Annotated in this window: 17 protein-coding genes; 10 read left to right on the top strand and 7 right to left on the bottom strand. The window is 70.1% G+C overall.

The window, feature by feature from the left end; translation table 11 throughout:
* Positions 1–138: 138 nt before the first annotated feature.
* Positions 139–1,143, top strand: coding sequence for a LacI family DNA-binding transcriptional regulator (locus OD750_RS26240; protein WP_336407588.1), 1,005 nt, complete (start codon positions 139–141; stop codon positions 1,141–1,143).
* Here OD750_RS26240 and OD750_RS26235 read toward each other — a convergent pair.
* From OD750_RS26235 to OD750_RS26225, 3 genes are all read right to left on the bottom strand, one after another.
* Positions 1,140–1,856, bottom strand: a complete 717-nt coding sequence (locus OD750_RS26235; protein WP_263542670.1) for an SDR family NAD(P)-dependent oxidoreductase — start codon at positions 1,854–1,856, stop codon at positions 1,140–1,142. The two genes, OD750_RS26240 and OD750_RS26235, sit on opposite strands and share 4 nt — an antisense overlap.
* Positions 1,857–2,194: 338 nt before the next feature.
* Positions 2,195–2,419 (bottom strand): hypothetical protein, encoded by a 225-nt coding sequence (locus OD750_RS26230; protein ID WP_263542671.1) that lies wholly within the window; start codon positions 2,417–2,419, stop codon positions 2,195–2,197.
* 77 nt (positions 2,420–2,496) lie between these two features.
* Positions 2,497–3,621 (bottom strand): winged helix DNA-binding domain-containing protein, encoded by a 1,125-nt coding sequence (locus OD750_RS26225; protein WP_263542672.1) that lies wholly within the window; start codon positions 3,619–3,621, stop codon positions 2,497–2,499.
* A 111-nt stretch (positions 3,622–3,732) separates the two neighbouring features.
* Here OD750_RS26225 and OD750_RS26220 point away from each other — a divergent pair, with 111 nt between their 5' ends.
* The 5 genes from OD750_RS26220 (at position 3,733) to OD750_RS26200 (ending at position 11,722) form a co-directional block, all read left to right on the top strand.
* Positions 3,733–4,200, top strand: coding sequence for a (2Fe-2S)-binding protein (locus OD750_RS26220; RefSeq protein WP_263542673.1), 468 nt, complete (start codon positions 3,733–3,735; stop codon positions 4,198–4,200).
* Positions 4,197–6,335 carry a xanthine dehydrogenase family protein molybdopterin-binding subunit gene (locus OD750_RS26215; protein WP_263542674.1) on the top strand — a complete coding sequence of 713 codons (2,139 nt, stop codon included), beginning with the start codon at positions 4,197–4,199 and terminating at the stop codon, positions 6,333–6,335. Before OD750_RS26220 ends, OD750_RS26215 begins: the two co-directional genes overlap by 4 nt.
* Positions 6,336–6,345: 10 nt before the next feature.
* Positions 6,346–7,143: a hypothetical protein gene (locus OD750_RS26210; protein WP_263542682.1), complete on the top strand. Its 798-nt coding sequence runs from the start codon at positions 6,346–6,348 to the stop codon at positions 7,141–7,143.
* 137 nt (positions 7,144–7,280) lie between these two features.
* Positions 7,281–9,833, top strand: a complete 2,553-nt coding sequence (locus tag OD750_RS26205; RefSeq protein ID WP_263542675.1) for a hypothetical protein — start codon at positions 7,281–7,283, stop codon at positions 9,831–9,833.
* 401 nt (positions 9,834–10,234) lie between these two features.
* On the top strand, positions 10,235–11,722 hold the full coding sequence (locus OD750_RS26200; protein WP_263542676.1) for an ankyrin repeat domain-containing protein: 1,488 nt from the start codon (positions 10,235–10,237) through the stop codon (positions 11,720–11,722).
* On the opposite strand, the gene OD750_RS26195 is transcribed toward OD750_RS26200, so the two are convergent.
* From OD750_RS26195 to OD750_RS26185, 3 genes are all read right to left on the bottom strand, one after another.
* Positions 11,709–12,710 (bottom strand): NADP-dependent oxidoreductase, encoded by a 1,002-nt coding sequence (locus tag OD750_RS26195; RefSeq protein WP_263542677.1) that lies wholly within the window; start codon positions 12,708–12,710, stop codon positions 11,709–11,711. The genes OD750_RS26200 and OD750_RS26195 overlap by 14 nt on opposite strands.
* A 201-nt stretch (positions 12,711–12,911) precedes the next feature.
* Entirely contained in the window at positions 12,912–13,493 is a 582-nt protein-coding gene (locus tag OD750_RS26190; RefSeq protein ID WP_272842189.1) for a TetR/AcrR family transcriptional regulator, read from the bottom strand.
* A gap of 48 nt (positions 13,494–13,541) precedes the next feature.
* Positions 13,542–14,336, bottom strand: coding sequence for an SRPBCC family protein (locus tag OD750_RS26185; protein WP_263543046.1), 795 nt, complete (start codon positions 14,334–14,336; stop codon positions 13,542–13,544).
* A gap of 248 nt (positions 14,337–14,584) precedes the next feature.
* Here OD750_RS26185 and OD750_RS26180 point away from each other — a divergent pair, with 248 nt between their 5' ends.
* The 4 genes from OD750_RS26180 to OD750_RS26165 all read left to right on the top strand — a co-directional run bounded on the left by OD750_RS26180 (position 14,585) and on the right by OD750_RS26165 (position 25,434).
* Complete coding sequence (locus OD750_RS26180; protein WP_263543045.1) at positions 14,585–16,588, top strand: hypothetical protein; 2,004 nt, start codon at positions 14,585–14,587, stop codon at positions 16,586–16,588.
* A gap of 267 nt (positions 16,589–16,855) precedes the next feature.
* On the top strand, positions 16,856–22,765 hold the full coding sequence (locus OD750_RS26175) for a GEVED domain-containing protein (protein WP_263543044.1): 5,910 nt from the start codon (positions 16,856–16,858) through the stop codon (positions 22,763–22,765).
* Positions 22,766–22,809: 44 nt separating this feature from the next.
* The gene (locus OD750_RS26170) at positions 22,810–25,176 is read left to right on the top strand and encodes a DUF7402 domain-containing protein (RefSeq protein ID WP_263543043.1); all 2,367 of its coding nucleotides are present in this window, start codon (positions 22,810–22,812) and stop codon (positions 25,174–25,176) included.
* Between the two features lie 33 nt (positions 25,177–25,209).
* Entirely contained in the window at positions 25,210–25,434 is a 225-nt protein-coding gene (locus tag OD750_RS26165; RefSeq protein WP_263543042.1) for a hypothetical protein, read from the top strand.
* On the opposite strand, the gene OD750_RS26160 is transcribed toward OD750_RS26165, so the two are convergent.
* Positions 25,431–26,333 carry an SMP-30/gluconolactonase/LRE family protein gene (locus OD750_RS26160; protein ID WP_263543041.1) on the bottom strand — a complete coding sequence of 301 codons (903 nt, stop codon included), beginning with the start codon at positions 26,331–26,333 and terminating at the stop codon, positions 25,431–25,433. The genes OD750_RS26165 and OD750_RS26160 overlap by 4 nt on opposite strands.
* Positions 26,334–26,360: the final 27 nt, after the last annotated feature.

Below are 26,360 nucleotides of genomic sequence, written 5' to 3'. Positions count from 1 at the left end.
GACCGGTCGGCATCGATTGCGGGGCGAGTCTGCACCGGATTGGTATCGATATCAAGATACCGATACCAAGATCGGTCTTCGTTCTTTCGATCGCCACGGTTACACTGCGGCGGTTTCTGACGTTTCGGAGCCAACTGCTTGAAACGAAAAGACAAGGAGCAGGCGTCCGGCGGCCGGCTGACGATGTCCGACCTCGCCGGCCTCGCCGGCGTGTCGAAGATCACCGTCTCGCGCGCGCTCGGCGACAGCCCGTACGTCAACGCCGCGACGCGCGAACGCGTGCGCGCGCTCGCGGCCGAGCACGGCTACAAGCTCAACATCAGCGCGCGCAACCTGCGTCTGCGCCAGAGCCACACGATCGCGGTGATCGTCGAGATGACGCCGAGCGCCGGCCGGCCGATGTCCGATCCGTATCCGCTGGAGCTGCTCGGCGGCATCACGCAGGAGCTGACGACGCTCGGCTACAGCCTGCTGCTGACGACGCGGCAGGGCGCGGGCGCGCCGGCCGTGCAGGCCGCCGACGGCGTGATCCTGCTCGGCCAGGGCGCGCACCAGGATGCCGTGCATCTGTTCGATCGCCTGCAGCTGCCGATGGTCGTCTGGGGCGCGGCGCCGACCGACGCCGCGCACGTCGTCGTCGGCAGCGACAACCGCCAGGGCGGCTCGCTCGCGGCCGAACGCTTTCTCGCGCTCGCCCGGCGCCATCCGGTATTTCTCGGCGACCCCGACCATCCGGAACCCGCCGAGCGACTGGCCGGATTCCGTGCGGCGCTTGCCGCGCGGCGCATCGAACCGCGCGTGGCCCGACGCACCGAATGGACGCTCGAAGCGGGCATGCAGACCGTGCAGGCGCTGATTCGCGACAAAATCCACTTCGACGCCATTTTCGCGTGCAACGACCTGTTGGCGATGGGTGCGGTGCGCGCGCTGATCGAACACGGCCTGCGGGTGCCCGAAGACGTTTCGGTGATCGGCTACGACGACACGCCGCTCGCCGCGGCGTTCATTCCGCCGCTGTCGTCGGTGCACCAGAACTGGCGCGAAGGCGGCGCGCTGCTCGCGCGCAAGGTGCTGGCGCTCACGCGCGGTGAGGACGCGGCGTCGGAGACGCTCGCGAGCGCGCTCGTCGTGCGCGGCACCTAAAGTTTCCGGTACGCCCCGCGCGGCAACGCCTTGAGCAGCCAGGCGACGAGGCGCCAGCGCCGCGTGACGTAGGCGTGGGAACGGCGCGCGTCGATCGCCGCGAGAATCTGCCGCGCGGCCTTGTCGACCGGCGCGACCCAGAACCTGCCCTCGCCCTTCGCCATCGCGGTGTCGACGAAGCCGGCCTGGATGTCGGTCACCGCGATCGGGAGTTTCGACTTCGCGAACTTCTGCGCGAGCCCTTCGAGATAGTTCGACGCGAACGCCTTCGACGCGTTGTACGCGGGCGCCGCGCGACCGCCACGCAATGCGGCGATCGACGACAGCCCGACGAGATGGCCGCAGCCGCGCGCGACGAAATGCCTCGCCGCGACGTTCGCGGCGGCGGCGAAGCCGAGCACGTTCGTCGCAACGACGTCGCGTTCGGGTTCCCAGCTCAGGTCGTCGTTGAGATCGCCGACGCCGGCGGCGATCACGACGAGATCGACGCCGCCGAGTTCGGCGATCAGCGCTTCGAGCGCGGGCATCGCGGCATCGGGCTGCGACACGTCGACGACGGCGCTGCGCGCCTCGTTCGGCAAGGCGTCGCGCAGTTGCGCGAGCGGCGCTTCGCGGCGCGCGGCGAGGCCGAGGCGCCAGCCGCGCGCGGCGAGCCGAACGGCGAGTTCGCGGCCGATGCCGGAGCTGGCGCCGACGATGAGGGCGGTTTGCATGCGGATGACGATCGACGGAAAGGTCGCGCGAGTGTCGCGGAGCTACGGAACCGCGGCAACAGGTCAACGCCGTCTCGCGCGCCGCACTTTCCACAAAGCGGCACTACAATTCTCTCGCCCCGATGGTGGACACCCTCTCCCCCGACGTCGTCGGGGGAGAGGGCCGGGGTGAGGGGGCGACGCGTCGGGCTACCGCGCGATTCGCTTATTGCAGTCCGCCACCCGCGACAATCTCACGCATCGAGGTCGGAGGCGCCTCCCCCTCACCCTGCCCTCTCCCCCAAGCAAGCTTGGGGGAGAGGGTTGGTCATTCGAAATCCGTCGCGCGATATCGGCGCTCAGTCGCCGCCGCCGTCCCCACCGCCGTCGCCGCCGTCGTTGTCGTAATCGCGATCGCGCGACGACGAACCGATCCAGTCGCCGCCTTCCTCGCTGCCGCCGTCCGAACGCCGTCTCGCGGGCCGCCGACGGCGCCACGCGGCCATCGCGACAGCCGCGATCACGAACGCAACCGCTGCCAGTAAAACCAACGCGAACACATCGAACGCAACATCGACACTCATGCGAGCCTCGCCCCTTCGTTGCTGCGAACAGGCTACACGGCCGCGTTCGCCGACGGGTTAGGTTTTCGTTCGCGCGCTCATGCCGTCTTCGCGAAGGCCACCGTGTGCGCATCGACCTCGTCGGCCGCGAACGCGAGCAGCCGCCGGCCTTCGTCCGCAAGCGCATCGCGATCCTTCTTCGCGAGCGTCGCGAACGGTTCGACCGAAAGCGTCGCCGCGCGCTTGCCGCGTTCGATGCGCCAGATGCCTTGCACGAAACCGTCGACGAGGATCGCGCCGCGCACGAGCCCGTTGATCGTCATCACCTTCTTCTGATGTTCGGTCGCGACCACGCGCGTGCGGTCCGCGTGCGACAGCAGCAGGTTGTCGAACTCGGCGAGAAACTGCGTCGGTACCGGCGTGCCGGCATCGGGCCGCGGCGCGTCGGGCAGGTCGAACAGTTCCACGCCGTTCTCGTCGCGGAACGTCACGAGCGCGTCGCGCTGCCGTTCGAACGCGGCGGCAAGGCCGGTCAGGCCCGACCACGTCTGCATGTCCTTCACGCTCGCGGGGCCGAACGCGGCGAGATAGCGCGGCACCCAGGCGTCGATCGTCGCCCTTCCGTCGAGCGGCGCGTCGAGCCAGCGCTCGGCGGGTGCGAGCAGCGCCGACTTGTTGTGATTCCAGGTGCCGGCCGGCGGCACGTGGACGAGTGCGCGCCGGCAGCGCAGCACGGCGGCCAGCGACGTCTCGTCGCGGCCGGTCCAGCGCTCGGCGAGCTTCGCGCCGAGCTCCGCGTTCGACAGCGCGCCGCGGCGCAGCAGCGCATCGCCGGCCTTGGCGATCTCGTCCAGATCGAGCCCGGTGAGAAAACGGCCGTGACCGCCCTGCAGGCCGCGTTCGAGCACCGCGTCGACGAGTCCGCGCAGGCCGAGGAAGTCGCGCGCGCCGACGAGATGCAAGGTGCTGCGCTGGCACGCGGCGCGCACGACGCGGCGCTCTTCGATCAGCGCCGTGAGATCGTCGCGGCGAAAATCGGCAAGCCGCGTCCACAGCTGGTAGTACGGCGGATTCGGCGCCTGCGCCTGCAGGCCAGCCAGGTGCTCGATCGCGGCCAGCGGCGTCGCGTTCGCGCGGCCGATCAGCCATTGCCGTGCGAGGGTCGCGCGGTTGAGTTCTCGCGCCGTGAGCGTCCGTGCGGTGTCTTGCCTATTCCTCGCCATTGTTTGTCGACCGATTGAAAACGCGCTGTCGAGTTTGCATGCTTCCGAGGCGCAACTGGTACAAACTCGCCTCACTCCGATTCCACCCGCCGGCAGCATCGGGAGACGCTCATGGTCAGCTTGACGATCAACGGCAAGACGCAGGACTTCGACGTACCGGACGACATGCCCCTGCTCTGGGTCATCCGCGACGTCGCCCACCTCACCGGAACGAAATTCGGCTGCGGCCTGGCGCAATGCGGCGCCTGCACCGTGCACCTCGACGGCGCGCCGCTGCGCGCGTGCGTCACGCCGGTCGGGGCCGCCGCCGGCAAGGCCATCACGACGATCGAAGGCCTGTCGCCGGACGGCACGCACCCCGTGCAGCGCGCGTGGGCCGAACTCGACGTCGTGCAGTGCGGCTATTGCCAGTCGGGCCAGATCATGTCGGCCGTCGCGCTCATCAAGGCCAAGCCCGAACCGACCGACGCCGACATCGACGCGGCGCTCTCGGGCAACATCTGCCGCTGCGGCACCTACCCGCGCATCCGCGCCGCGGTGCATCGCGCCGCGACGCTCGCGAAGGAGACGACGCGATGAACGCCCGCCGCGATTTTCTCAAGACCGCCGCGCTCGCCGGCGGCGGCCTCGTCGTCGCGTTCTTCGTGCCGGCCGCCGCGCGCGCCGCGCAGACCGCGTCGGCCGCGCCGGTGGCGCAGACGTTCGCGCCGAACGCGTTCCTGCGCATCGGCGCCGACGACGGCGTGACCGTGCTGCTCGCGCATTCGGAAATGGGACAAGGCATCTGGACCGCGCTGCCGATGCTGATCGCCGAGGAGCTCGACGCCGACTGGAACAAGATAAAAGTGGAACATGCGCCGGCCGCGCCGGCGTATTTCTCCACGGCGATGCCGATCCAGTTCACCGGCGGCTCGATGAGCACCTGGACCGAATTCGACCGCTACCGCCAGGCCGGCGCCACCGCGCGCGCGCTGCTCGTGCAGGCCGCGGCGAAGCGCTTCGGCGTGAAGGCGGCCGACTGCCGCACCGAAAACGGCGAGGTGATCGCCGGCGACAAGCGCGCGCGCTACGGCGAACTCGTCGACGCGGCCTCGAAGCTGACGCCGCCGAAAACCGTGCCGCTCAAAGACGCGAAGGACTGGAAAGTCATCGGCCATCCGACGAAGCGCCTGGACACGCCCGAGAAGATCACCGGCCGCGCGATCTTCGGCATGGACGTGCACTTCGAAGGCCTCTTGACCGCGCTCGTCGCGCGTTCGCCGGTGTTCGGCGGCACGGTGCGCGGGTTCGACGCGACGCGCGCCAAGACGATACCGGGCGTGCGCGACGTCGTGCAGGTGCCGAGCGGCGTCGCCGTGATCGCCGACCACTACTGGGCCGCCAAGCTCGGCCGCGACGCGCTGCGCGTCGACTGGGACCTCGGCGCGAACGCGAACCTCGACAGCGGTTCGCTGCGCGACGATTTTGCAAAGACCGCGACGAGCGAAGGCGCGGTCGCAGCGCAAGCCGGCGACGCGAACGCCGCGCTCGGCAAGGCCGCGCGCAGGATCGAGGCCGAATACGCCGTGCCGTATCTCGCGCACGCGGCGATGGAGCCGCTCAACTGCACGGTGAAGATCGAGAAGGACAGCTGCGAGGTCTGGACCGGCACGCAGTTCCAGACGCTCGACCAGGCGGCGACCGCGCAGATCACGGGCCTCAAGCCCGAACAGGTGAAGATCCACACCGTGTTTCTCGGCGGCGGTTTCGGCCGCCGCGCGACGCCGACGAGCGACTTCGTGGTCGAGGCCGTGCACGTGGCGAAAGCGGCCGGCAAGCCGGTGAAAACCGTGTGGACGCGCGAAGACGACATGCGCGGCGGCTACTATCGCCCGGCATTCGTGCACAACGTGGCGGTCGGCCTCGCCGACGACGGCAAGCCGGTCGCGTGGAAGCACACGCTCGTGGGCCAGTCGATTCTCGCCGGCACGCCGTTCCAGTCGATGATCAAGAACGGCATCGACGCCGCGTCGGTCGAAGGCGTCGCCGATTCGCCGTATCTGAAGGAGATCGCCGACTACCGCGTCGACCTGCACTCGCCGTCGACGGGCATTCCGGTGCTGTGGCTTCGCTCGGTCGGGCATACGCACACCGGATTCGTCATGGAAAGCCTGATCGACGAACTCGCGCACGCGGCCGGCAAAGACCCGCTCGCGTACCGGCGCGAGCTGCTGAAGGATCACGCGCGGCACCTCGGCACGCTGAATCTCGCGGCCGAAAAAGCCGGCTGGGGTACGCCGCTGCCGCAAGGCCGCGCGCGCGGCCTCGCCGTGCACGAATCGTTCGGCAGCTACGCCGCGCAGGTCGCCGAGGTGTCGATCGAGAACGACGCGATCCGCGTGCACCGCGTGGTCTGCGCGATCGACTGCGGCATCGCGGTGAATCCGCTGTCCATCGCCGCGCAAATGGAATCGGGCATCGTGTTCGGCATTTCCGCGGCGCTGTACGGCCGGCTGACGCTCAAGGACGGCCGCGTGCAGGAGTCGAACTATCACGACTACCGGGTGGTGCGCATGAACCAGGCGCCGGCGATCGAGGTGCACATCGTGCCGAGCACCGCCAAATCGGGCGGCGTCGGCGAGGTCGGCGTGCCGCCGGTCGCGGCGGCCATCGGCAACGCGTTGTTCGCGCTGACCGGCAAGCGCCGGCGCGAACTGCCTTTCGCGACGGCTTGAGGAGACGATCATGCGCCATGAACTACGTGGTCTTGCGATGCTCGCCCCGCTCGCGCTCGCCGCGTGCGGCCCGGCCGGCCCGAGCGCCGAACAGCGTGCCGCGGCCGTCGACGCTTTCGCGACGGTGAAGGAAGTGTTCCAGCACCCGCGCTGCCAGAACTGCCATATCCCGGGCGACGCGCCGCTGCAGTTCGACGCGGGCGTCGCGCACGCGCAGGCGGTGGTGCGCGGGCCCGACGGCCACGGCGCGCCGGGACTGCCGTGCGGTACGTGCCACGGCGAGTCGAACCCGCCGGCGAGCTACGGTCCGCACGCGCCGCCGGGCGCCCCGCACTGGGCGCTGCCGCCGCCGTCGATGCGCATGGTGACGCAGGGCCTGTCGGCGCCGGCGCTGTGCGCGATGATCAAGGACACGAAGGAAAACAACGGCCGCGATTTCGCCGCGCTGATCAAACACGTGAGCGAGGACAAGCTCGTGCTGTGGGGCTGGAATCCCGGCGGCGAGCGCAAGCCGGTGCCGGTGCCGCATGCGCAATTTGTCGAAAAGTTCAAAGTGTGGGCGGATGCGGGGGCCGTGTCCGTCGGCGTGACCGATGCTCGTCGTTCCGGCGAAATGACGAACTTCCCCAGCGAGCGCCCGGCTACGGCGGAAGATCGCGCCGTGCCGGGCCACCGGAAAGGCGACCCGATCCCGGGTCTTGCCGGTTCGGCCGTTGGTTGGAACGCTCGTCGAGAGAACCGCGAAACCCTGCGCGTGTTTGAACCTCGCGCCGGTACGACGCGCAAAGCGTCACTCGTACCTGCCTGACCGCCCGCGCCATCCGCACGCGTTTGGGGGAACCCGCCTCGCCCCCCGTCACACCCATTGCTCATCCCACGCGCGTTGCCCGACACCGGAACCATCGGCACCGCGCAATGCCAACTCCGCGTCTCTACGGAAAGCCGATGCGTCTTCTTCTCCTGTGCACCGCCCTTGTCGCCGGCGCCAGCGCCGCGAACGCACAAGCGCTGCCGCCGCTTGAAGTGTCGATGGTCAAGGACACGAACACCGCGCCCGACGAATACGGCTCCAACCCGGGCGGATTCCGGCGCATCGGCGACCGCGTGTACTTCTACGCGTGGACACCCCAGACCGGCCGCGAACTGTATTCGACGGACGGCACGCCCGGCGGGCTGCGGCTCGAACTCGACCTGGTGCCGGGTCGGGCGAGCGTCGATCCTCCGCCCACCGCGATCGACCGGCTCGGCGATCGACTGATCGTCACCGCCCAAAACCGGCTGTGGGCCTACACCGGCGGAACGGCCGTCGCGCTGACGCCGCCCGACAGTTTCAACATCGGCCTGATGCCCAGGCGCGCCATGACCCAGGTCGGCGGGCGGCTGCTGATCGCATCGGATTCTTTCTTCAGCCAGGCGGTCTGGGTAACGGACGGCACGCCCGAAGGCACGTATCGGCAGGACGCCGCGCACGGCTTCACGCTGCCCGAGCGCATGGGCGTCGACTGCGCGACGGCCGCCGGCACTCTCTACACGGCCGGCCCGTCGTATGCGCTGGTCCGCAACGACGGCACCCTCGCCGGCAGCGCGATCATCGCGACGCTGCCCGGCGCCACCTGGAGCGCCGCCGCCGGCGGCCGTTGCCATTTCCTGGCCGAAGTGCCGGGCGGCGGCTCGGCGCTGTGGGCCAGCGACGGCACCGCGCAGGGTTCGGCCGAGATCGTGCGGTTCGCCGACGAAGCGCCGGTGTCGATCGCCGCCATGAGTGGAAATCTGTACGTGGCTACGCGCGGCGCGAACTTTCGCATTCGCCGCTACGCGCCGACCGACCTTGCCAATCCGTCGGTGGTGCTCGATGTGCCGGCCACCGCGGGGTCGCTCGTGGCAACGCGCAGCGCCGTGCTCGCGCTCGTCGACCACAGCGACCAGTCGTCGTCGGTCTACCTCGGCAACGGCAGCGCGACGCTCGCCGCCATTCATACCGCACCGCCCGGCGACGCCGGCATCCGCGGCGCGTCGTATGTGCAAGGCGATACGGTGATTGTCATGACGTCGCCGCTGGCGACGCGCATCGACGCCACGACCGGTGCGATCGCGACGATTCAATCCGGCGGCGCGCTGACACGCACCCTCACGGCAACGCTCGGCGACAACGCGATCGGCGCCGGCACCGACGATGAGGAAGTGTGGATCAGCGACGGCACCGACGCCGGCACGCACCCGTTGCATGCGCTGTGGCCCGACACGGCGAACGGCTTCGGCCCGCTCGCGGCATCGGCAAGGTCGGTCGCCGTCGGCGACGTGCTCGTCTACAACACCGCATTCGACGATGCGCGCAACACGCTGTGGCGCACCGACGGAACGGCGCAGGGCACGTGGCCGCTGCCGTCGGCAGCGCTGGGCGGCGCGATTCCCTACTCCATTGCCGCAAACGGCGGCAGCATCGTGGTCAAGGCGCGCGACGCGGCCGGCCTGACGCACCTGTATCGCACCGACGCGCAGCTGTCCGGCGCGACGTCCGCCGGCACCACGTACAGCTCGACGAGCGAGTTCGTCACGCACGGCGACGTGACGTTGTTCGACTGCGGCGGCTCGCTCGCGACGATGACGCTGTGCGCGCTGACGCCGCAAGCCGTCGCGCCGTTCGAGATCGGTGGCGTGTCGATCGCCAATCCGTCGCAGCCCGACGACAACGTCGCCGCGATCGGCGATGTCGGCGGCGCGGCGATCCTGTTTCTGCCGTACGCGAACGAAATCTGGCGCAGCGACGGCACCGCGCCCGGCACGTTCCGGCTGTCGTCCGGCGACACCGTGGCCACCTCGGCGACGCACGCGGCGTCGATCGTGCACAAGGGAAAACTCTACTTTGCCGGCTGCAGGGCGCCCGACGGCTGTTCGCTGTATGCCACCGACGGCACGATCGCCGGCACGGCGCCGGTCGTGCCGCTGGACCCGAGCGGTATCTTCGACGCACGATTCGAACGTTTCGGCGACGCGTTCGTCTTCGGTACCTCAAGCGGCTGGTTCGGCGGCGTCTGGCGCAGCGACGGAACGATCGCCGGCACCGAGCGAATTCAGCTCGAACGCATCGAGCGCATCGCGTTGAGCATCGTCGGCGACCGCATCCACTTCAAAACCTGTTGCTATCCCCCGGCCGGATTCTACGTCAGCGACGGCACGCAGGCCGGAACGCACGCGGTATCGTCGCAGCACCCGGGTTTGACGACGACCGACACGCGGTTGTTCGCCAGCGTCGACGACGCGGCGACGATTTTCGGGTGCTCGACGAGCACCGGCTCGATGATCTGCGCGATGGACCGGGAAGGCACGGACATCGCGCCGATCGCGGCGCTCGGTCAGACGGCGCGCGGCGCTTCGATCGAATTCCTCGGCCGCACGAGCGACGCGATCTATGTAATCGCCGACGACTATCTGCACGGTCGCGAGCCGTGGCGCATTCGCGTGCGCGAGGCGATTTTCGCGGACGGGTTCGAGCCGTAGGAACGCATGCCGGCGTTGCGGAGCCTCGCTCCGCAACGCCGTTCGCCGTATCCGTAGCCGGACGAATCGTGTGCCCCCCAGTGATCGCCCTGGAGGTTTCTTCTTTTCCATTTCTTGCGGAAAGTTCGTCCTTGCGCCGGGATGACGATCAAAAAGCGACAACCGCACAACGCCCGTTCCCGGCTTCGACGATCGATGCCGCTGGAGAAACGACGCGTTTCGATCCCACCCTGTCGTTTCTCGCCGGCACCGATCCGCCATGTTCCACTTTTGCGCGGTCCATCGTTTAGCTCCGGAACCCGTCCCGGAGCCGCGCCATCAACCGTTACCCCGCCGCCGTCGCCCTGCGCAGCCTCCTGCCGATCGCCGCCGCGATCTTGCTCGGCTGGGTTCTCGCCGGCATGATCTCGACCCGTCTGTCGTTTCTGCACGGCACGACCGTGGTCGGCCAGTACGATCGCGAGCGCATCGCGCGGCCGGCACGGCGCGGACCGCAGTGGCAGGCCTTCGTGACCTATCGCGTTCCGGACGACTGGCCGGTCGATGCCGGCCAGATGCGGCGTCATGAGATTTTCGTCGGCAGCTCGGCGCAGAGAAACCGCGACGTCGGCTCGGACACGCAGCTCAAGCTCTCGCGCGCCGCGCCGCGCGAAGCCATGGAGTTCTCGTTCAACGGCTTCTGGCTGATACCGCTCGCGGTGGCGTTCTTCGGCTCGGCCGTGCTGCTGTGCTGCGCGGCGATCGTGCCGGTATCCGGAACGCGACCGCGCGAGCGCAAGCGGCGCGTCGAATCCGACGGCAAGCGGCGCGTGAGCCCGTTGGCGCTGCGCATCGGCACCGGCATCGCGGTCGCGGTATTCGCATCGTTCTTCGTCTATCCGCGCGGCATGCTGCTGTTGGTGTCGCCATTGTTCTTCGCGATCACCGTGTTCGGCGTCGTCACGCTGCTGTATCGCATGCTGCTTCGACTCGGGTCCGCGCGCGGTTCCGGCTTCAGCGGCGACGATCCGCGTCCCGGCGTCACGGGCCTCGTCGTCGACCTCTTGCAACAGGCGAGTCTCGCGGTCGTCCTCGCGGGTTTCTGCGCGATCAGCGTCATGGCGTTCGCGCGCGGCCTCGAAGGTTGGGTGAAGGCGAACGACTTCTCGTCGCCCGCGTTCAACACGCTGCGCACGCTGCCGTGGCTGCCGCAGGATTTCGACCAGGCGCTGTGCGACGCCGCCGAACGCCAGGATGCCGTCGCGACCGAATGGCTCGTCGCGCGCGGCGCGCGCGGGCGCGTGGTCTGCGCGGCCGGCACCCCGCCGGTCACGCCGGCCATGCGTTTCGATCATCCGGCGCTGCCGATGACGCAGGCCGAACGCGACGCGGCGCTGTATGCGCAGGCGCAGAGCGTCGAGGCCGACCCCGTTCGCGTGCGCGGCTTGCTCGAACGCGGCGCGAGTCCGAACGCCGAGCGCGACGGCCGGCCCGTGCTGGTTGCGGCTGCCGCCAATTTCCACGACGACATCGTGAAAGTATTGCTCGACGCCGGCGCGGATCCCGATCGCTCGACGCGCGACGGCCATACCGTGCTCACGCAAGTCGCCGATCTGGATCGTCCCGACAAGGCACTGGAATACCTGCCCTGGCTCGTCGCGCGCGGCGGCGATCTCAATCACCGCGTGGAAAATGGCCGCAGCTTCCTGCTGCAGCGCTGCGTCGACTTTCGCACGACGGATCTCGAGTTCCTCGAAGGCCTGATGAAACTCGGCGCCGATCCGAATCTGTCGGACGACACGGGCCGCACCGCGCTCGACTATCTGTACGAGCAGCAGGCCGACGAGGCGATCGCCGTGTTCGAGGCGCACGGTGCGCGCCGGTCACGCACGCGCACTACCGAACCTTGACGACGACCTTGCCTTTCGCGCGCCCCTGATCGACATAGGCCATGGCCTCGCCCGCCGCATCGAGGCCGAAGACCCGGTCCACTACGGGCCGGACGATCCCGGCATCGACCAGCGCGGCGATCTTCCGCAACTGCTCTCCATTCTCCTTCATGAAGAGAAACGAATAGCTCACGCCTCGGCGCATGGCCTGCTTTCGGATGCGCCGGCTCAGCACGCGCATGACCTGGCGCAGAATCCATGACGCACCGATGTCCTTCGCGAAATCCGGATCGGGCGGGCCGGAGATCGAAATCAGTTTTCCGCCGGGCCTGAGCACGCGCAGCGATTTTTCGAGCACGTCCGTGCCGAGGCTGTTCAGCACCACGTCGTAGTCGCGCAGCGACGCCGCGAAATCTTCCTTGCGATAGTCGACGACCACGTCCGCACCGAGGCTTCTCACCCACTCGACGTTGACCGTGCTCGTCGTCGTGGCCACGAACGCGCCGAGATGTTTGGCCAGTTGAATGGCCACGGTGCCGACGCCCCCGGAACCGGCATGGACGAGTACCTTCTGTCCCTTGCTCAGGTTCGCCCGGTCCACCAGCGCCTGCCAGGCCGTCAGCGCGACCAGCGGGAGCGACGCCGCCTGCTCCATGTCGAGCGTCGCCGGCTTGATCGCCACCGCGGACTCGTTCATCGCGATGCGCTCGGCGAACGCGCCCATTCGCGCCGTTTCCGGTCGCGCATAGACCTCGTCGCCTGGCTTGAATCGCCGCACCCGAGATCCGACGCGAGTCACGACGCCCGCCACGTCGTTGCCGAGGACGGCCGGGAGGCGATAGGGCAGCAGGAGCTTGAACTCGCCGTTGCGAATCTTGGAATCCAGCGCGTTGACGCCGGCGGCGTGGACCTGGACGAGGACATCGTCGTCCCCCGGTTCCGGCTCCGGCATTTCGCCGATCCGTGTACTGCCGGTTTTTCCGTAGCGATCGAGGATGAAGGCTTTCATGGCGTCATTGTCCATTTTAAGAAATGATATAAGTGTGTACGTTTGCCGCGCCCGCTTCGGGTGCCGGCCGCGTCGGCCGTGCGGTGCGGCGATGCATCAACGCGGGATGAACCGGGTGGGATCGCGGTTGCATTCGTGCCCGCGCATATGACGATCATCATATTTTCAGTCGGCAAACGGGGAAAGTCGTAGAGATGAACCTCAGTTCGCGGGAACGGACAGTTGCTTCAGCGCCGCTTCGCGCAACGCGTCGGAAAGCCGCGGATCGTCGACGGCGCGCGCGAGAATGAGTGCGCCGACCATCACGGACACGGTCGCAAGCGCACGTTCGTGCGCACTCGGTTGCCCCCAGTCGGGCATCTGCCGGGAAACGAGATCGATCATTTCCTTGATGCGGCGCGTGGCGGCGCGTCGCACCGCGGGCACCTGCCGCGGCATCTCCGAGCCAAGGGCGGCCGTCGCACAGCCGGTCTCAATGCTCTCCAGGTGTTCCTTCGAGAGATACGCCTGCGCCATCCGCTGCAGCGCCTGGTCCGGCGGCGTCACGGCGGCGATGCGCTCCATCAGTTCTACGCTTTCCCGGCCCGCGCGGTCGGCGGCTTCGGCCAGCATCGCTTCGCGCGACTCGAAGTGGGCATAGAAGCCGCCGTGGGTCAGCCCGGCGGCCTTCATGATGTCGGCAACGCCCGTGCCGTTGTAGCCGCTGCGCCGGATGGCGCGCGCGGCGGCCTCGACGATTCGGTCGTGCGTCGCTTCCTTGGCGCCGGGAGACGATCTTTTCATATGACGATCATCATATTCTTGTCCTCGGGAAGACGCAACCCCGCCGGCCTACCCGCCCGTCGCCGCGAACCGCTCCGCGATCCACGCCTGCCACGCCGCCTGCGCGCTCGCCGCCGCGGATGCTGCACCATCGCCATACAGATAGAACCGCGCCGTCAGATACACCTTTCCACTCATGGCATATGCCGTGAGATGCGCCAGCCCCGGCGCCGGCTTGTCGAGCCTCACCAGGAGTTCGCTCTCGCCCGCCGTTTCGACGATCCCCGCCAGCGGCGCCTCGCCGTCGGGCGTCTCGACCGCATCGCCCGCCTCGACGCCGAACAGGCACAGCGGCCCCGCGAACGCCGCCCACGCGTGCTCGGCCGGTTCGTCGGCGACGCCCGTCGCCTGGAACGCCGCGCAGCGCCGCCCCGGCCAATGCCTGAGGTACAGCGCGAGGATCCGGAAGAACAACGGCCAACCGTGCGCATAGCCTTCGAACTGCGCGTCATGGCAATCGTCCGGCGCGCGCCACGTATGCGTCACGCGCACGCAGCTGCGGCCCGCGTCGAGCGCATCGACCCGCCACTCGGTCTCGATCGCGCCGGCTTCCTCGTGCGTTCCCGCGACGAAACGCACCGGCGGTTCCCACACGGCGATCGTCGCGATCGAATCCATGCTGCCGTCCGGCACGAAGTGCGACACGGCCTGGCCGCCCGTGCGCCCGTCGAGGTCGGTCGGCACGAACCACGCCGAAATGCCGGGGCCGGTTGCAACGGCGGCCCATGCGACCTCCGGGGCGGCGTCGACGTCGATCTGCGCGTGGACGCTGCGGCGTCCGTCGGCGGCGGTTTCCACGGGCATGGCGGGTTCCTGGTCTGCTGGCAATAAGTATAGAAAAACACAAATCGCCTGCCCGGAGCAAGCGCCGCCCCGCCCGCACGTTCCGCAACTTTCCCGTGGCTCCGGGCCGGTTTGCGGCGACTTGTTAACTTCCGTCATCGATCGTTGCGCGTGGCTCCGGGACATTTTCTCTCGCTATACTCCGCTGAAATACGCAGCCGTATGTCAGGTGTCGGACCTGCATGCACCTTAGTGAGGAGCCCAACCGCATGCCGGCCGTCGACCGCCTTCCGCCTCGCAGCAACGCGTGCCGGCTACGCCGTGCATTGCGCGCCGCGGCGCTCGGCACAGCGCTCGCGGGCTTGGCCACGACCGCGACAGCGGCGACACCGCTATGGAATGCCGCCACGCTCGCGACCGCCGGCGACGGCACGTTGCAGTTGCGTTTCAACGTCGACCTTCTCGCCCAGCTCGGCCTCGCCGTGCAGTCCGCCGACGGCCGCGCGTTGAACGGCGACACGCTGTCCTCCGATCTCGTCGCACGAACCGGCGTGCGCTACACCGTCGGCGGCGCGAGCGTCGCCGCGTGGCACGACGGCGAGTTCGTCGCCGCTCGCGGCTTCCGGATCGTCGACGCGCAAGGCGCTCCGCGCATCGATCTCGCTTCGCTGCGCCTGCGTCCGCGCGCCGGTTCCACCCTCATCGACTTCGTCGGCGCCGACGGCCGCGTCGCGCTGACCGCCGATGCCGTGATGGCCGCACTGCCGGACGGCGGCGCGACCCTGCGCATCGACGCGATGGACGTTCGCCTGCCCGACGGAACCGCGATCGCCGACGCGCAGGCGCTGCTGCGGGCGACGCCCCCTGCCGTACCGGGCGCGTCGTCGTGCGCCGTGCCGAACTGGCCCGGCAGCGGCGGCGGCGCGTACGTCGCCGACCTCGCGCTCGACGGCATCTCCGTGCAGGCGATGCGCTGCGGCGAACCCGGCTGTGAAGGCGCCGCGTGCACCTGCGACGGCCCCGGCGGCATCGACTCGGCGGTCGTGTTCGCGCCGGGCGCCGAACTGTCGAACGCCGACGACGACAACGGCGGCCTGCCCTGCACCGCCGCCGATCCGTGTTCGGCCGACCTGCCGTGGAACGCGAAGTTTTCGCCCGACCGGCCGCCCTACGGCAACGACCAGCACCCGCTGCTCGTGTGGAACCTGTACCGCCTCGACGCCGACGGCCGCATCGCGCAGATCGGCCGCTCGGGCGTCAAGCACGCGTTCGTCGCGCTGAACATCGACTGCGCCTGCGCCGACTCGCAAGTGCTCGGCCGCGGCTGCGCCGACGTCTACTCGACCAACAACAACGACAACAACAACGTGTTCGGGCCGCGCAGCGAAGTCGTGCCGGCCACGGTGCAATGGGGCCGCTGCGGCGCGATCGACGACGACGAAGTGGTCGCGCCGAACCCCGACCTCGGCGGCTGCGACGGCGTCAAGGACGCCACCGGCAACACGCGCTGGAGCCATCGCCTCGCGGTGCGCGAATCGCAGATCGACGCCGCGGCGCATCCCGGTTCGCGCTGGCTGTTCGAGGCGTGGTATCTCGTTCGCGACGATGTGAACATCGATAATTCGATGGGTTTTATCGAAATGGTGCCGGGCTGGAACGGCGCCTGGACCGCGCAGCCGGCGGCCGGCACGGCGTTCCGCCGCGGCGCCGCGCTCGCCGCCTGGGCCGACCCGGCCGTCGACCCGCTCGCGCGCGTCGCGACCGTCGACGACGCCCTCGGCCGCCTGCGCCTGGCGACGCGCGTGCGGGCGCTCGGCGGCGGCCGGTGGCGCTACGACTACGCGCTGATGAACTTCACGTTCGCGCGGTCGCAGACCGCGGGCGCGGAACCGAACTTGCGCGTCGTGTCGAACGCCGGCATCGCCGGCTTCGCGATACCGCTCGCGGCCGACGTCGCGGCGACGTCGCCCGAATTCGACGACGGCAATCTCGATATCGGCGACGACTGGACCGTTTCTCGCGACGCGGCCGATGCGCGCTGGCTCTCGGGCTCTCGCACGCTCGACTGGGGCACGCTCGCGCGCTACTCGTTCGTGGCCGACGCGGCGCCCGTCGACGGCACGGCGCGAGCCTTGCTCGCCGCATCGGCCGATGCGCCGTCGCTCGCGTTCGCCAGTCTCGTGCCGGGTCCGCGCGACCCCGATCGCGTATTCGGCGACGGCTACGAGCCGCGAATCGTTACACAACATTACACTGATACTTTTTTTAACTAGGAGACAAAAGAAAGTATAAATAGTTAACAAAAATACGGCACGGGTCGACGCTCGCTCGACCTATGCTCGCGGGCGTCCGGTCGGATCGTTTCACGGACGGCTCGCCAACAGGCCCGGGGTCGCCGCGTTGCCGGCGGGGGGAATGCGCGTACCCGGCTTCATGAAATAGGGGATACGACAATGCAGCTACCGATAAGGCGCGGCCGACAAGCCGCGTGCACCCTCTTGTTGCTCGGATTCGGCCTCGCTCCCGCAGCGAATGCGGCCGTGACGGGTACGGTTTTCCACGACTACAACGCGAACGGCACGCGCGACGCGGGCGGACCCGCGGCGGCGGCCGACCGCGGCGTGGCGGGCGTCTCCGTCCGCGCCTACAACGCGGCCGGCGCCTGCGGCGTCGCCGCGACGACCGGCGCGACCGGCGCCTACTCGCTCACGACGACGGGCTGCGGCGCAGGCGCGCTGCGCATCGAGTTCACCGGCTGGCCGGCCGATCTGCAGCCGAGCTTCCACGCGCGCGCGTCGTCCGGCGCCACCGTCGCGACGCAGGCCGGCTCGACGGTGCAGTTCGCGCCCGACGGCACGACGAATCTCGAAGTCGCGCTGACCTCGGCCGCGCAGTACTGCCAGAACGATCCGCCGATCGGCATCGCCGCGCAGGCGTTCGGCGATCCGCAGGCGCCGCAGAACGCGTCGGTCGACGCCGTGATGCGCCTCGCGGCGTCGCTGACCGGTTCGACCGGCACGCCGCAGCCGGCCGGCATGGTCGGCGTCGCGGGCTTCCCGGAAGTCGGCACGGTCTACGGCCTCGCGTTCAATCGCGCGACCGATCGCCTGTACGTCGGCGCGTTCCACAAGCGCCACGCGGGCTTCGGCCCGGCCGGCACCGGCGCGATCTACCGCATCGACGCCGTGTCGAGCGGCGCGCCGGGCACGCCGGCCGTCTACGTCGATCTCAACACCGTGTTCGGCCCGGCGACCGCCGGCACCGACACGGTCCGCGGCAACTACGAAGGCGGCGCCGGCGGCGACCAGACCTGGGACCAGGTCGGCAAGAGCTCGCTCGGCGACATCGAACTGAACGATCTCGGCACGCAGCTCTACGCCGTCAACATGGCCGATCGCCAGCTGTATACGATTCCCACGTCGGGCGCGCTCACCTCGGCGACGATCGCGCGCATCGCGATCCCGCATCCGTGCGCGGACGCGGGCGACGCGCGGCCGTTCGGCCTCGAGTATCGCAACGGCGTGCTCTACGTCGGCGGCGTGTGCTCGGCGCAGTCGACCAACGTCGCTGCGAACCTGCGCGCCTACGTCTACGCGTACGACGTCACGGCCGGCACGTTCGGTGCGACGCCGGCGCTCGAGTTCGCGCTGAACTATCCGCGCGCGGCGGGCAACGACGACGCGATCAACGATCCGACCGGCGACGATATGTGGCGCCCGTGGACGTCGGCGCAGAACGCCGCGTCCGTCTGGCCCGAACCGATGCTGTCCGACCTCGCGTTCGACGGCGCCGACATGGTGCTCGGCTTCCGCGACCGTCACGGCGACCAGACCGGCACCGGCAACGTCGGCACGATCCGCGGCATCACCGGCGGCGAAATCCTGCGCGCGTGCTCCAACGGCGCGGGCGGCTGGAATCTCGAAGCGAACGGCAGCTGCGGCGGCGTCACCGGGGCGGCCGGCACGGCGACGAACCAGGCGCGCGGCCCGGCCTCGGGCGGCAATACGCGCGGCGGCGAGTTCTATCCGCTCGATCACTATTCCAACACCACCCCGCCGTTCTTCATCAACGACACGCCGCCCGACTACAACGGCCGTCACGACGAGAACGCGCAGGGCGCGCTGATCCAGATCCCGGGCTTTCCGCAGATCGCCTCGACGATCATGGACCCGTTCCGCTTCAATTCCGGCGGCCTGCGCTGGTACACCAATCTCGATCCGGCGAATCCGGCCGCCTCGCGCGCGTTCGAAGTGTTCCAGACCGGCGCGGTCGGCTTCTCCAAGGCGAACGGCCTCGGCGACATGAACGCGCTGTGCGCGCAGGCGCCGCTCGAAGTCGGCAACTTCGTCTGGCGCGATTCGAACTTCAACGGCGTGATGGATCCGGGCGAACCGCCGATCGCGAACGTCGTCGTGAACCTGTACGACGCCGGCGGCGCGTCGATCGCGACCGCGACGACGAACGCGGCCGGCGAGTACTATTTCACGTTTGCACAAGGCGCGGCCGACGCGAACCCGAACGACAACGCCGTGACCGGCCCGACCGCGACCACCGGCACGTACACCGTCGGCATCGTCGCGGCGAACTTCAATGCCGGCGGCCCGCTCGCGGGCATGCGCGCGACCGTCGCCGACAACGGCGGCCCGACCGACGGCGACCTGCGCGACTCCGACGGCGTCGCCGTGGCCGTCGCCGGCGTGACCGTCGGTGCGAGCGTCACGCTCGTCGGCCCCGGCGTCAGCAACCACACGATCGACTTCGGCTTCGGCACGGTCGACTACGGCGATCTGCCCGACACGGGTGCGGGCACGGGCCCGGGCAACTACGCGACGCTCGCGGCCGACAACGGCGCGGTGCACGGCATCGTGCCGGGTCTTTTCCTCGGCGCGACGGTCGACGCGGAAGCCGACGGCCAGCCGAACGCCGGCGCGACCGGCGACGACACGAACGGCGCGCCCGACGACGAAGACGGCATCACCGTCGCCGACCTCTCGCTGCGCGTGGGCCGCGCGGCGACGATACGCGCCACCGCGACGAACACCACCGGCACGGCCGCGCAGCTGTGCGGATTCGTCGACTTCAACGGCGACGGCGACTTCGCCGATGCCGGCGAAGCGACGAGCGCGCCGGTGCCGAACGGCACGAACGCGGGCACGATCACGCTGACGTTCGGCGCGCCGCCGGCCGGTTCGGCCGCGAACACGTACGCGCGCTTCCGCCTGTCAACCGACACCGCCGCGTGCAGCGCGAGCGGGCCGTCGACCGACGGCGAAGTCGAGGACTATCCGGTCGGCATCGCCGCGCTCGACTTCGGCGACCTGCCCGACACGGGCGCGGGCGCGGGCCCGGGCAACTACGCGACGCTCGAAAGCGACAACGGCGCGCGCCACACGATCGTCCCGGGCCTGTTCATGGGCGCGGTGGTCGATCCGGAAGCCGACGGCCAGCCGAACGCCGGCGCGAACGGCGACGACAACGCCGGCACGCCGGACGACGAGGACGGCGTCAACACCGCCGCGCTCGCGCTGATTTCCGGCACGCCGGCCAACGTGCCGGTCGTCGCGACGAACACGACCGGCGCCGCCGGCCAGATCTGCGGCTTCGTCGACTTCAACGGCGACGGCGACTTCGCCGATGCCGGCGAAAGCGCGTCGATCGCCGTGCCGAACGGATCGAACGCGGCCACGTTCATGCTGAACTTCGGTACCGTGCCGGCCGGCGCTGCGGCGAGCACCTACGCGCGCTTCCGCCTGTCGACCGACGGCGCGGCCTGCAGCCCGACCGGCGCGTCCACCAGTGGCGAAGTGGAAGATTACCCGGTTGCGATCGGCCAGATGGACTTCGGCGACCTGCCCGACCCGGGCGCCGGCACCGGCAGCCAGAACTACGCGACGCTCGCGGCCGACAACGGTCCGCGCCATCCGATCGTCGCGGGTCTGCGCATCGGCGCCGCGGTCGACGGCGAAGGCGACGGCCAGCCGAACCTCGGCGCGAACGGCGACGACACGACCGGCGCACCGGACGACGAAGACGGCGTGACGATCGCCGACCTCGCGTTCCGCGCCGGCCGTCCGGCGAACGTGCGCGTGGCCGCGACGAACACCACCGGCTCCGCCGCGCAGCTGTGCGGATTCGTCGACTACAACGGCGACGGCGACTTCGCCGATGCCGGCGAAACCGCAAGCATCGCGGTGCCGACCGGCAGCAACAACGCGACGTTCACGCTCGCGTTCGGCGCGGTGCCGTCGAACGTCGCCGCCAGCGGCTACGCGCGCTTCCGTCTGTCGACCGACACCGGCGCGTGCTCGCCCACCGGCCTTGCGCCGAACGGCGAAGTCGAGGACTACACGGTCGCCGGCGAGGCGCTCGACTTCGGCGACCTGCCCGACACGGGCGCGGGCGTCGGCACGGGCAACTACGCGACGCTCGAAGCCGACGACGGCGCGCGCCACACGATCGTGCCGACCCTGTACATGGGCGCCGGCGTCGATGCGGAAGCCGACGGGCAGCCGTCCGTCGCGGCGAGCGCGGACGATGCGAACGGCTCGCCCGACGACGAGGACGGCGTCAACACGGCCGACCTCGCGCTGTCGCGCGGCGTCGCACCGAACGTGCGCGTGAACGCGACGAACGGCGGCACGGGCGGCGCCACGGTGTGCGGCTTCATCGACTACAACGGCGACGGCGACTTCGCCGACGCCGGCGAAAGCGCACAGGCCTCGCTGCCCGCCGGTGCCGCGAACCAGATCGTGACGCTCGCGTTCGGCGCGGTGCCGAACACCGCCGCGTCGTCGAGCTACGCGCGATTCCGCGTGCAGACGTCGGGTACCTGCTCGCCGACCGGCGCGCAGCCGGACGGCGAAGTCGAAGACTATCCGGTCAACCTCGGCGCCGGCGTGCTCTCGCTCGGCAACCTCGTGTGGAACGACCGCAACAACAACGGCACGGTCGATCCGGGCGAGCCGGGCATTCCGTCCGTCGCCGTCGTGCTGTATCGCGACAGCGACGACAACGGTACGCCGGACGGCGCGCCGGTGGCCACGACGAGCACCGATCCGAACGGCAACTACGCGTTCGTCAATCTCGATCCCGACACGTACATCGTCGAGATCACGCCGCCGTTCGGCTGGCTCGGCAGCACGTGCAGCGGTTTCCCGTATGCGCCAAACGGTACGTGTGAACCCGCGGGCGATCCGGACGACGACGTCGACAACAACGACAACGGCACGGGCAACGGCACGACGATCCGCTCGGGCCCGGTCACGCTCACGGTCGGCGGCGAACCGCAGAACGACGGCGACGGCACGAACGGCAACCAGACCGTCGACTTCGGCCTGCTCGGCAACTTCGACCTCGCCCTGACCAAGCGCGTGAGCGCCGGCCAGGCCGGTCCGTTCATCGCGGGCCAGGACGTGTCGTTCGACATCGCCGTGATCAACCAGGGCGGCATCGCGGCGTCGAACATCGTCGTCAACGACTACATCCCGGCCGGCTTCGCGCTGAGCCCGACCGAGACGAACTGGACGAGCGTGTCGCCGACCCTGGCCACGCGCACGATCGCAGGTCCGCTCGCCGCGGGCGCGTCGACGACCGTCACGATCGTGCTGCGCCTCGAGGCCGGCGCGGCCTCGCCGCTCGTCAACCGCGCGGAAATCGGTTCGGCCGACGACGATACCGATCCGTCGAACACGCCGCCGACCGACGTCGACTCGACGCCGGACAACGATCCGGGCAACGACGCGGGCGGCAGTCCGAACACGCCGTCCGACGACGCGACCGGCGGCAACGGCAGCGGCACGCCGGGCGACGGCGATCCGGCCGGCGACGAAGACGACGCCGATCCGGCCGTGATCACGGTCGGCAACGGCGCGGCGGTGCTCGGCGTCGCGAAGGCGGCGCAGGTGCTGTCGGTCTCCGAACCGGGCGGCTACGGCGGCGGCGCCGCGACGGGCCGCGCGGAACTCGCGTACGTCATCCTCGTGCGCAACTACTCGACGCAGGACGTCACGGCACTGCAGGTGACCGAAAACCTCGTCGCCGCGTTCGGCGCGGGCGCCAACTGGAGCGTCACGAGCGTGACGGCGCCGACGCTGACGCTGAACCCGGCGTTCGACGGTCGCGCCGCGACGACGCTGCTCGCGGGCACCGACACGCTCGCGGCCGGCGCGTCGACGACGATCCGCATCGTGCTGTCGGTGCAGTTCCAGCCGGGTACGAGCTACAGCAACCAGGTGACCGGCAGCGGTCTCGTCGGCGGCGTTCCGGTCGGCGACGCGTCGCACGACGGCACCGACCCGGCCCCGAACGGCGACCCGAGCACGAGCGGCGATCCGACCGTGATCACGCTCGGCTCGCAGGCCGTGCCGATGCTCTCGGGCACGGCGCTCGCGCTGATGCTCGGCGGCCTCATGCTGCTCGCGCTGCGTCGCCGTCGCGGCGCCGCGTTCTGACCGACGGCGGTTCCGCGGCGGCGACGCCGCGGAACCGCTCCGCGATGATGCACTGTCCACAAAAAATCATTCTTGCGTCGTTCGGTGCGGCCGTCCGGCCGCACCTTTTTGCGTTCATCACCCTCATTCTCGCCCTGTGCCTGCCGCCGGACGCGGCGGCGCAGAGCGTGCCGCCGCTCGTGTTCGTCGAGCGGCGCATCAACGCCGACGGCAACGACGCATGGCCGGCCGGCGATCTCGCCGGCGCCGGCCCGCATTCGCGCGTGCGTCCCGCGGCGCCGGGCCGCCTGCTCGTGCGCGAGTCGAACGGCACGATCCGCGTGCTCGTCGACGGCAACGCGGCGACGCCGCCGTTCCGGCTGATCGACGTCAACGCGCCGAGCGTGTCTTGGGACGGCGCGCGCGTCGTGTTCGCGGGCCTCGCCGCCGGCGACTGGCCGGGCGCGCCGCGACAGACCGTCGGCGGCTGGCGCCTGTACGTCGTCGACGCGAACGGCGCGAACCTGCGCCAGCTCACCTTCACCGACGTCGCCGCCGACTATTCGCAGTTCGGCGCCGGCAGCGCGCCGTGGCCGTACGACGACTACGACCCGGCATTCCTGCCCGACGGCCGCATCGTGTTCGCCTCGACGCGCTGGCCCGCGTTCGCGCAGTTCGCCGACGTGCGCGCGTCGAACCTTTGGGTCGTCGACGCGAACGGCGGACGCCTGCATCGCATCACCAGCGAACGCGGCGGCGCCGACCGGCCGCAGGTCGATCCGGTCAGCGGCCGCGTGGTCTTCGCGCGCTGGTGGCGCAACGTGCGGCTGCCCAGCGACGCGATGGACAGCCTGCCGGCCGACGCCGCGCAACCGGCGCTCGGCTGGATCAGGCACCTTGGTCTTTCCACACTGCCGGCCGACAACGTCGCCGCGCCCGGCCGCGGCGCGCGCAATACGTGGCAGCTCGCCGGCGTGAATCCCGACGGCGCCGAGCTGACGCTGTTCGGCGGCAAACCCGATTCGGATTCGGACGGCTTCGCCTACGGCGGCGCGTTCGCGGCGAACGGCGTCTACTACGCGAACTACTATCCGAGCCTCGACGCGACGCGCGCGGCCGGCTTCGGCGGCATCCGCGCGTATCGCCGCGGCGCGACGGCGTGGACCGCGCACAGCGGCGTTACGCGGCCCGATCCCGCGCAGCGCGTGGCCGGCACGCCGCAAAATGCCGATTTATACAACGGGCCGTACACGACCGACGCCGAACCGCTGGCCGACGGCCGCGTGGTGTTCGCGCGCGCCGACGACACGTCGCAGGACTACGGCCTGTGGATCGCCGCGACCGGCGCGACGCCGCAGCTCGTCTACGACGCGCCGGGCACGGCCGAGCTGAGGCCGCGTGTGCTCGCGGCGCGCACGGCGCCGCCGCTCGCGCCCGACATCTACCGCGATCAACCGGCGCAGGCGCCCTACCCGCAGTTTCTGCCGCCGGCCGGCGCGACGCCGCTGACGCGCGACGGCACGTTCGCGTTCGACGCGCGCAACGTGTACGCGAATGCCGCGGTCGACATCGACATTCCGAGCGCACCGGCGGTCGGCAGCGCGGCGTCGATCCGCTTCTACGCCGATCATCAGCGCACGTCGCCCGGCAGCTTCGCCACGCTCGACTGGCCGCTCCTCGTCGGCGAGGCACCGGTGTCGCCCGAAGGCCGCGTCACGGCGCAGGCGCCGGCGTTCCTGCCGCTGTTCGAACAACTGCGCGGCGCGCCCGGCGCGCGCTACACGGTGCCGCGCACCGGCGCGCCGGGCCGCAACGGCGCGGCGCACGTCGGCGGCATGAACTACGACCGCGCCGGCGTCGTCGCCGCATGCACCGGCTGCCACGCGGGCCACACGCTGATGCCGGTGCCGGACGACACGCAGGCACCGTGGAGCAATCTCGCGCCCGGCGCGACCGTGACGGCGAGTTCCACGCGCGCCGGCGCGCGCACCGACGGCCTCGTCGACCGCAAGGTGTTTCTCGGCGCGATCCGGCGCTACTGGACGTCCGCGGCAGGCCAGACGACCGGACAATGGGTAGAACTGTACTTTCCGGTGCCCGTGGTCGTACGCAAGGTGCGGCTGTACGCGCCGCGCCCCGGCGACGAGGCGAATGCGTCGCTGACGGTCACCGCGACGCGCGTGAGCCTGCGCGACGACGCGGGCGTCGAACTCGACGCGCGCACGACCGGCGGCATCACGATGTTCGGCACCGACGTCGGCTTTCTCGACGTGACGGCGCGCCGCGTGCGCGTGGAGATCCTCGGCGGCACCGGCACGTTCGACGGACAGGCCGTGGTCGGGCTGGCCGAGGTCGAAGCGATCGCGAAAGGCGCCGGCATCCGCAACGAACCCGACGACGCGATCTTTCGCGACGCGTTCGAAGCCCCGTAGCGCAGCGGCCTGCGTATCGAGCGCTTCGGCGGCGTGCATTTGTTCGAACCGCGACCGCCCGAACGCTACGCGGCGGATCTCGACGACGCCGAACGCCTTGCGCTGCGCGAACGCGACGCGGCCGTCGAAGCGCACGCGATCTGCGGACCTTCCGCGGCGACAGCGCCGCGCGGCTCTTGTTCGAGCTGCGGCCTCCGGCTCGGCCGGCGCGAGCGGCCGGTGGCCTGGCGGTTCGACCGAAGACGCTCGCGCAGCTAGCGCGCGCCGTTCACCGGCAGCAGCACCGCATACAGCGACGTCGTCGCGCAGATGAACAGCCGGTTGCGCTTCGGGCCGCCGAAGCACACGTTCGCGACGCGTTCGGGCACGCGAATCTTGCCGATGAGCGCGCCGTCGGGCGCGTAGCAGTGCACGCCGTCCGCGGCACCGGCCCACAGCCGGCCCGCTTCGTCGAAGCGGAATCCGTCAAAAGATCCACTCGTACAGGTTGCAAAAACGTCGCCGCCGGTCAGGCGCGCGCCGTCGACGTCGAACGCGCGAATGTGGCGCGGGCCGTTTTCCACGTGCGACGCGCCGCTGTCGACGACGAAAAGACGCCGCCCGTCCGGCGAAAACGCGAGGCCGTTCGGCCGCACGAAATCGTCGGCGACGATCTCGACGCGGCCATCCGGGTCGATGCGATAGACGTGGCACGCGCCGATCTCGCTGTCGGCCTGTATGCCTTCGTAGTTCGAATCGATGCCGTAGGCCGGATCGGTGAACCAGATCGCGCCGTCGGCCGCGACGACGAGATCGTTCGGGCTGTTCAGGCGCTTGCCCTGCCAACGGTCGGCGATGACGGTCATCGACCCGTCGTGCTCGGTGCGCGTGATGCGCCGGCCGCCGTGCTCGGCCGTGACGAGACGCCATTCGCGGTCGATCGTGTTGCCGTTCGAATAGTTCGACGGCGCGCGGAATACGCCGACGGCGCCGCTCGTCTCGTCCCAGCGCAGCATGCGGTCGTTCGGGATGTCGCTCCACACGAGCGAGCGGTGCGCCGGAAAATACGCCGGACCTTCGGCCCAGCGGCACTCGCCGTACAGACGTTCGACACGCGCGCTGAGCTTGACGCAGCGGCGAAAGCGTTCGTCGAGGATCTCGAAATCGGTATCGGCCATCGGTCGTTCGCACAGTTTCGGTGGCCG

The sequence above is a fragment of the Tahibacter soli genome (assembly GCF_025717065.2).
Lineage (GTDB): Bacteria > Pseudomonadota > Gammaproteobacteria > Xanthomonadales > Rhodanobacteraceae > Tahibacter > Tahibacter soli.
The sequence above is the reverse complement of the archived record's forward strand: the minus strand, read 5'-3'. Positions and strand labels throughout refer to the sequence as shown.

What these genes read in the sequence shown, in the direction of transcription:
- OD750_RS26235 (WP_263542670.1), bottom strand. Translation starts at nt 1,856, where the DNA reads ATGCAAACCGCCCTCATCGTCGGCGCCAGCTCCGGCATCGGCCGCGAA.
- OD750_RS26230 (WP_263542671.1), bottom strand. Translation starts at nt 2,419, where the DNA reads ATGAGTGTCGATGTTGCGTTCGATGTGTTCGCGTTGGTTTTACTGGCA.
- OD750_RS26225 (WP_263542672.1), bottom strand. Translation starts at nt 3,621, where the DNA reads ATGGCGAGGAATAGGCAAGACACCGCACGGACGCTCACGGCGCGAGAA.
- OD750_RS26220 (WP_263542673.1), top strand. Translation starts at nt 3,733, where the DNA reads ATGGTCAGCTTGACGATCAACGGCAAGACGCAGGACTTCGACGTACCG.
- OD750_RS26215 (WP_263542674.1), top strand. Translation starts at nt 4,197, where the DNA reads ATGAACGCCCGCCGCGATTTTCTCAAGACCGCCGCGCTCGCCGGCGGC.
- OD750_RS26210 (WP_263542682.1), top strand. Translation starts at nt 6,346, where the DNA reads ATGCGCCATGAACTACGTGGTCTTGCGATGCTCGCCCCGCTCGCGCTC.
- OD750_RS26205 (WP_263542675.1), top strand. Translation starts at nt 7,281, where the DNA reads ATGCGTCTTCTTCTCCTGTGCACCGCCCTTGTCGCCGGCGCCAGCGCC.
- OD750_RS26200 (WP_263542676.1), top strand. Translation starts at nt 10,235, where the DNA reads ATGATCTCGACCCGTCTGTCGTTTCTGCACGGCACGACCGTGGTCGGC.
- OD750_RS26195 (WP_263542677.1), bottom strand. Translation starts at nt 12,710, where the DNA reads ATGAAAGCCTTCATCCTCGATCGCTACGGAAAAACCGGCAGTACACGG.
- OD750_RS26190 (WP_272842189.1), bottom strand. Translation starts at nt 13,493, where the DNA reads ATGAAAAGATCGTCTCCCGGCGCCAAGGAAGCGACGCACGACCGAATC.
- OD750_RS26185 (WP_263543046.1), bottom strand. Translation starts at nt 14,336, where the DNA reads ATGCCCGTGGAAACCGCCGCCGACGGACGCCGCAGCGTCCACGCGCAG.
- OD750_RS26180 (WP_263543045.1), top strand. Translation starts at nt 14,585, where the DNA reads ATGCCGGCCGTCGACCGCCTTCCGCCTCGCAGCAACGCGTGCCGGCTA.
- OD750_RS26170 (WP_263543043.1), top strand. Translation starts at nt 22,810, where the DNA reads ATGATGCACTGTCCACAAAAAATCATTCTTGCGTCGTTCGGTGCGGCC.
- OD750_RS26160 (WP_263543041.1), bottom strand. Translation starts at nt 26,333, where the DNA reads ATGGCCGATACCGATTTCGAGATCCTCGACGAACGCTTTCGCCGCTGC.